The organism is Pseudonocardia pini, from assembly GCF_013870575.1.
GTDB classification, from domain to species: Bacteria; Actinomycetota; Actinomycetes; order Mycobacteriales; family Pseudonocardiaceae; genus Pseudonocardia; species Pseudonocardia pini.
Genome location: NZ_JACBXB010000831.1, coordinates 1 through 2,317 on the forward strand (window position 1 = coordinate 1; position 2,317 = coordinate 2,317).

At 71.8% G+C, this 2,317-nt stretch carries 2 protein-coding genes; one reads left to right on the forward strand and one right to left on the reverse strand.

Going from position 1 to position 2,317, the window contains the following annotated elements; translation table 11 throughout:
* The coding region (locus H5J29_RS29605) for an inositol monophosphatase family protein (protein WP_281376138.1) at nt 1-466 on the reverse strand (466 nt) is incomplete at its 3' end.
* A 347-nt stretch (nt 467-813) separates the two neighbouring features.
* Between H5J29_RS29605 and H5J29_RS29610 the strand changes: the two genes are divergently transcribed.
* Nucleotides 814-2,199 carry an RNA polymerase sigma factor gene (locus H5J29_RS29610; RefSeq protein ID WP_181784264.1) on the forward strand — a complete coding sequence of 462 codons (1,386 nt, stop codon included), beginning with the start codon at nt 814-816 and terminating at the stop codon, nt 2,197-2,199.
* Nucleotides 2,200-2,317 lie beyond the last annotated feature (118 nt).

Sequence of the window (2,317 nt, forward strand, 5' to 3'; positions counted from 1 at the left end):
CGTCGCAGGTCGCGCCCTGGCCCGCCGCCGCGCTCCACACCCGTCCGCTCGCGGGCTCCACCACCGCGCCGGCGACCGACACCCCGTCGACGACCGCCGCGACCGACACGGCGTACCAGGGCAGCCCGTAGAGGTAGTTCACGGTGCCGTCGATCGGGTCGACGACCCAGCGCGCCGCGGCCGCGTCCCCGGCCGCCTCCTCGCCGAACACGGGCTCCCCCGGACGCAGCTGCGCCAGCCGCTCCCGGACGAGCCGTTCGAGGGCCTGGTCGGACTCGGTGACGACGTCGGTGGGCGTGCTCTTCGTGCTCACCTCGCCGGTTTCCCGCGGAGCCGGCAGAGTGCGGAGGTGGGCGGCGGCCTCGCCCGCGACACGCTCGGCGACACGCCGGAGCTCGTCGAGCTCGGCGGGAGCGGGCAACGCGGTCGGATCCGCGGCGGGGACGCCGGTGGGGCGGGGGGCCATGTCCCCCATCCGACCACAGTCCGCAGGTCCACACGGGGTTCGGCACGTCACTCGGTGGGCCGTCCGGGTCATCCGCACAGACCGTCCGGCGACGTCAAGGGCCCTCTGAACCGATGCGGCTGCCCCGAAGTGCACGTGACCGGCGAGCATCCCCGGAACGCGTAGCTACAATGACGAGGGAACCCCGCCCCCGGGACGCGCGCCGACCCACGAGAAACGACGGCGACCGGCGAGGCGAGGTCCACTCGAAGCCGGCCGGACCGACCAGCGCAGCGCGTCTGAAGACGCACGCCGCGTTCGTACTCGAGATCCGGCGGACCGCAAGCGCACGCAGCGAGAGGGCCTAGGTGGCAGCCGCAGACTCCGCAACCCGAACCGACTCGACCGTGGACGAGACGGCGACCGCTCCCGCACGCGGGGGCGGCGCGGGCACCGCCACGAAGGCGAGGCCCGCTCGACGGGCCAAGGCCGCTCCCGGCGCGAAGACCGGCGGGAGCACCAAGGCCTCGCCCAAGAAGAAGGGCGACGGCGACGAGGACGCCGTCGACCTCGACGAGGGTGACATCGCCCCCGGCGACGTCGAGCTCGAGGACGTCGAGATCGAGGACGTCGAGGAGGACACCGCCGAGGACACGGCGGCGGACGACTCGGACGACGACGACGAGGACGACGACGAGGAGGAGCCCACCAACACCGGTGCGAACCGGCGGGCCCCGACCACGCGCTCGTCCCAGCAGAAGCCGAACGAGTTCGTCTGGGACGAGGAGGAGTCGGAGGCCCTGCGCCAGGCGCGCAAGGACGCCGAGCTCACCGCCTCCGCCGACTCGGTCCGCGCGTACCTGAAGCAGATCGGCAAGGTCGCGCTGCTCAACGCGGAGGAGGAGGTCGAGCTCGCCAAGCGCATCGAGGCGGGCCTCTACGCCGCCGAGCGCATGCGCCGCGCCATCGAGGCGAGCGAGAAGCTCTCCCCGCAGCTGCGCCGGGACCTGCGCTGGATCGTCCGGGACGGCGAGCGCGCCAAGAACCACCTGCTCGAGGCGAACCTCCGCCTCGTCGTGTCGCTGGCCAAGCGCTACACCGGCCGCGGGATGGCGTTCCTGGACCTGATCCAGGAGGGCAACCTCGGTCTGATCCGCGCGGTCGAGAAGTTCGACTACACCAAGGGCTACAAGTTCTCGACGTACGCCACGTGGTGGATCCGGCAGGCCATCACCCGCGCGATGGCCGACCAGGCCCGCACCATCCGTATCCCGGTGCACATGGTCGAGGTCATCAACAAGCTGGGTCGCATCCAGCGCGAGCTGCTCCAGGACCTGGGCCGTGAGCCCACCCCGGAGGAGCTCGCCAAGGAGATGGACATCACTCCCGAGAAGGTGCTGGAGATCCAGCAGTACGCCCGGGAGCCTATCTCGCTGGACCAGACCATCGGCGACGAGGGCGACTCGCAGCTCGGGGACTTCATCGAGGACTCCGAGGCGGTCGTCGCGGTCGACGCGGTGAGCTTCACGCTGCTGCAGGACCAGCTCCAGTCGGTGCTGGCCACGCTGAGCGAGCGCGAGGCGGGCGTCGTGCGGCTGCGGTTCGGCCTCACCGACGGCCAGCCCCGCACGCTGGACGAGATCGGCCAGGTCTACGGGGTCACCCGTGAGCGGATCCGGCAGATCGAGTCGAAGACGATGTCGAAGCTGCGGCACCCGTCGCGGTCCCAGGTCCTGCGGGACTACCTGGACTAGAGGCTCCACCGACGGCGGCCCCGGACCGAGCAGGTCCGGGGCCGTCGTCGTGTGCGCGAAAACCGGAGGCGGCGGGCGATCATCGGTCGTTACCGTCCCGGGGTGGACGACGGGTTGA